The organism is Peptostreptococcus anaerobius 653-L (assembly GCF_000178095.1).
Classification (GTDB): Bacteria; Bacillota; Clostridia; order Peptostreptococcales; family Peptostreptococcaceae; genus Peptostreptococcus; species Peptostreptococcus anaerobius.
Window position 1 is genome coordinate 1 of sequence record NZ_ADJN01000003.1, and the last position, 4,622, is coordinate 4,622.

Below are 4,622 nucleotides of genomic sequence, written 5' to 3' on the forward strand. Positions count from 1 at the left end.
TCTTTTTGTCGTGTTTTGATGAAATGTTCATATTCTTGTGGTATAATAAGTTGAACTAATAGTGAAATCTAGTTGAACAGAAAGTGCTGCGGTGGAGAATATGCTTAAAAATAATATTGAAATAGATGTAAAAGTTAAGTGCGTAGAAGAACAGACCACTCAAGCAGAACTCGCTGAGAAGGTAGGCACATCTCCGTCATATGTGAACCGTCTTATCAAGAGTCCAGAAAAGATTGTGAATAAGACATTTGTCCAGATGATGGAACAGCTCGGCTATGACATTGAGCTTACTTACGTGAAAAAGACCAAGTAAAGGAATTGTAGCTATATGAATAATGAGATTAAACTCTACACAAAGCTTGTCGGGGATATAACAGGAGACTTTTATGTTCCTTCTTACCAGCGTGGTTATCGTTGGGGAGAAACAGAAGTAGTTCGTCTGCTCGATGATATTTATTCTACTGAGGGCAAACGCAACTACTGTTTACAGCCGGTTGTAGTAAGAAAAAATGGTGATAGATATGAATTGATTGATGGGCAGCAGCGTCTAACAACTATCTATCTTATATACCGTTTTATGAATGAAGAGAGTTTTGGCTTTATAGATGAGCCGAGATTTACCCTTTCATACGAAACCAGAGAGAAGTCTGAGGAGTTCTTAAAATCAATCGACGAATCCCGCAAGGAAGAAAACATTGATTTCTGGTTCCTTTGTGCTGCTTATGAAAGTATCAAGAAATGGTTTTCTGCAAGGGACAGAAAATCTACTCTGACAAATGTAAATAAGTACTTTGATGAAATCGTAAAAATTATCTGGTATGAGGTTGGAGAAGCTGAGGACGCGATTGGTCTCTTTACACGTTTGAATATTGGTAAGATACCACTTACAAATGCAGAACTGGTAAAAGCTATGTTTCTTAGCAAAGATACTGACGAAGATGTCGATAAGGAAAAACAAGAAGAGATATCTCTTCAGTGGGATAACATGGAGAAGGAGCTCCACAACAATTCTCTGTGGTACTTCTTGACGAATAAAGCAAATGCTGACTATCAGACAAGAATAGATCTCGTGTTGGATCTTATATCAGGAAAGCCAGCTGATAATAGGGAGAAGTATTATACATTCTTTAAATTTGATGAAATGCGTCAGACCAAGTCATTAGACAGCATCTGGCGGAGCATCCAGCAGACGTTCTTAGTGTTGAAGGATTGGCATGGAAACCATGAACTATATCATAAGATTGGTTATCTTATTGCGTCCGGAACACTGACACTTCAGAAGATTTTCGACCTCTCGAAGGATAAGACTAAGGATGATTTTAGGGACTCCCTTGATGGCTATATTCGAGACAGCATAAAAATTAAGGGTAACTACTCAGATTTAAGTTACGAGAAACCATTAGATCAGAAAAAGATTGCCACATTGCTTCTATTATTTAATGTTGAATCAGTCCGAAGAAATGGTGAGCATTCTCAGTGGTTCCCGTTTGATAAATACAAATTTGGCAGAGGTGGCAAAGTGACCTGGAGCCTGGAGCATATTCATGCGCAACAGTCAGAAGGTTTACGAACACAGAAAATGTGGAAAGAGTGGCTAACACTTCATATTCCGTCTGTAAAGTCTGTAAGTGATGATTCTGAAGAATTGATTGAACTCATGAATAGCGCTATTGCTAAGGATAAACTGGAACGTCAGGAGTTTGATGCAATTCAGCAGAGAGTTGTAGACTTACTTTCGGTTAAGGGTAATACAGAGTATTTGCATTCAATTGCTAATATGGCACTGCTGAGTTCGACGGACAATGCTGCGTTGAATAACTCGACGTTTGACGTAAAAAGAAACGAAATTATTAAAATGGACAAGGCTGGCCAGTATATTCCATTCTGTACACGAATGGTATTCCTGAAATATTACACGCCGTCCGCAGATAATCAGCTCCATTTCTGGGGACACGCAGATAGGGTCGCTTACGTTGATGCAATGAATACAGTGCTGGTAAATTATCTCGAAGAGCCAATCGTTCTAGAAAAGGAGGAAGAATAATATGGCGACTACACTTCACTCCTTTATAGACATTTTTGATACAACATTTGGAGAAGGCCCGGAGGCTGTGCAGCTTAAAAAGATCATCATTCCAATTATCCAAAGAGATTATGCACAGGGCAGAAAAGGACCTGATGTAACTCGCGTAAGAGGTAGATTTCTTGAGTCTTTATATAAGGCAGTAACAGAGAAACCAATTACGCTCGATTTCGTTTATGGCGATATAGATGATGAAGGAAATATGACACCGCTGGATGGCCAGCAGCGCCTTACTACATTATTTTTGCTTCACTGGTATGCAGCAAAAAAAGATAACATATCGGAAGAGAATTACGAGTTTTTGAAGAAGTTTAGCTATGAGACCAGATACAGTGCGAGATATTTCTGTATTGATCTGGTAGATTATAAACCTGAATTCAAAACAGCAATCTCAAAGGAAATTGTAAACCAGGCATGGTTCCCGCTCGATTGGGAGAATGATCCTACAATTAGCTCAATGCTTGTAATGCTTGATGCAATTGATGACAAATTCAAGGATGTTACTGATCTCTGGGATAAGCTCAAAGAAAACTGCGTTACATTCTACTTCCTTCCTATTAAGGATATGGGACTGACTGATGAACTCTACATAAAAATGAATTCACGTGGTAAGCCACTTACTTTATTTGAGAATTTCAAAGCAGAGCTTGAGCGTGAAATTCGCAGTATAGATGAACAAAGAGCAAATCGTATCATGGGTAAGATTGACCGTGATTGGACAGATCTATTATGGGAATATCGTAATAGCGGCAGTGGTTCTTCTGACGATAATATTATCGATGATGAATTTCTGCGTTACTTCAAGTTTATTTGTGATGTAATTTGCTATCGCCAGAATGAGTCACCACTGGGTAGAAGCAATGATGCGTTTGATCTTTTGCAACAATACTTCTCAGCTAAGTGTCCTGATGCAATTAAGAACATTGAAACAATGGAGAGCTTCTTCGATTGCTGGTGCAATATTCCTGGATATGATTCTCCGACAGACTTCTTGAAGTCTTTCATGGCTAACAAACATGAGAGTGGTAAAATTCTTGTTGAGAACCGATTTAACCTGAATATATTTGAGGATTGCTTACATGCATATTCCGATAAAACCGGCCGTATCAGACAGTTCCCGTTAAATAGAATTGTGCTGTTATATGCAATTACTACATATCTGCAGAACGTTGATAAGGTTACAGAGGCGGATTTCAGAAGAAGAATTCGTATTGTAAATAACCTGATCCGGAATTCTGAGGATGAGGTTTCAGACAGAACGGATAGAAATAGAATGCCAGCTATTTTGGCGGAAGCAGATGCTATCATCATGAATGGTGCTATTGATGATTCGATCGAGAATAACTTTAATGTAAGTCAGCTCTCAGAAGAAAAAGAGAAGATTACATTTATCGATGCCAATCCAGCTATGCAAGAAACCATGTTTGAACTGGAAGATCATTTCTTGCTTAACGGACAGATCAGTATCGTCGGTCTTGAGAACCTTGCATTCACGAAGCGATTTGAATCTTTGTTTAAGTGCAGCCTTGATAGAATTGACTGTGCAATGATGGCATTAGGAGATTATGGACAGGTTGAGAGAAATAAGTGGCGTTACCAGTACGGATCGACATATCAATTTGCATGGGACGGGTTATTCCATAAGAGTGCGAATTCTGGATTTGATAACACAAAGAGTATTCTGATTTCGTTGTTGGATACCAATGAAGAATTCACAAATGAGGTACTTAAGAAGATAGCAGATGATTACTTACAGGAGTGCGAGAGTAACAACCTGTATCCATTCAGATACTACTACATCAAGTATCGTGAATACCGCCCAGGCGCATATGGAAAGATGCATAACAATTCAGCTGCATCAAATCCATATATGTTCTTGGTTATGCAGACAAGGACTCAGATGTCACAGAACTCATATTATCCTTATTTGAAGGTTGCTTCAGAAGCGCACTTGTCTAAGGACGATATGGGACAGAGGTTGATCTTTGGAGATGAGCATATTATTTGTACAAACAATTCATATTTGAGAAGAAAGAACGTTGGAGATGAGATTGTAGACACCATAGTCATTCCGCAGAATGAGGATGGAATTGATACTGAAGATCGAATCACACTTCTCAAAAACTATATCAAGGCTAATTTAAGCTGAGTAGCTTTACAAGAGGGGACAGTAAATGATATGTTTCCATTAACGTCAAAAATGAACGACAAGTTCCCGTTAACGCAGGACATCAATATTGGTGTCTCGGTGCATGTGGAGTGCGTCGTTTTGATGTCAAAAGTGAACCCTAACAAGTAAATATAGTGTAGCAGATAAAAGGCTTTTCAGAAAGCTATCGTTAATGAATACGATTGGCTATTGGAAAGCCTTTCTTTTTATGCTCGGAAATGGATGTGTGGGAACTGGTCTATAAGACAAGGTTGACACTAGGTGATATATAACAAGAAAAAATGAACCCTGGGGTTCACCCTATAACGATTGTATATAAGGTGATAAAGATAAAAATTAATAATTTGCAAACTTTGGTATGCTAATACC

At 38.6% G+C, this 4,622-nt stretch carries 3 protein-coding genes; all 3 read left to right on the plus strand.

What is annotated here, in order from left to right; all coding sequences use genetic code 11:
* Window positions 1-100 precede the first annotated feature (100 nt).
* Genes HMPREF0631_RS00375 through HMPREF0631_RS00385 form a run of 3 tightly spaced genes read left to right on the plus strand, consistent with a single transcriptional unit; the run spans window position 101 to window position 4,232 of the window.
* Window positions 101-313, plus strand: coding sequence for a helix-turn-helix domain-containing protein (locus tag HMPREF0631_RS00375; protein ID WP_002842588.1), 213 nt, complete (start codon window positions 101-103; stop codon window positions 311-313).
* 15 nt (window positions 314-328) lie between these two features.
* Window positions 329-2,044, plus strand: a complete 1,716-nt coding sequence (locus HMPREF0631_RS00380; RefSeq protein WP_002842589.1) for a DUF262 domain-containing protein — start codon at window positions 329-331, stop codon at window positions 2,042-2,044.
* A 1-nt stretch (window position 2,045) separates the two neighbouring features.
* Entirely contained in the window at window positions 2,046-4,232 is a 2,187-nt protein-coding gene (locus HMPREF0631_RS00385) for a DUF262 domain-containing protein (RefSeq protein WP_002842590.1), read from the plus strand.
* Window positions 4,233-4,622 lie beyond the last annotated feature (390 nt).

Excerpts from the sequence above, each read along its gene's own strand:
- HMPREF0631_RS00375 (WP_002842588.1), top strand. The coding sequence starts at position 101 with ATGCTTAAAAATAATATTGAAATAGATGTAAAAGTTAAGTGCGTAGAA.
- HMPREF0631_RS00380 (WP_002842589.1), top strand. The coding sequence starts at position 329 with ATGAATAATGAGATTAAACTCTACACAAAGCTTGTCGGGGATATAACA.
- HMPREF0631_RS00385 (WP_002842590.1), top strand. The coding sequence starts at position 2,046 with ATGGCGACTACACTTCACTCCTTTATAGACATTTTTGATACAACATTT.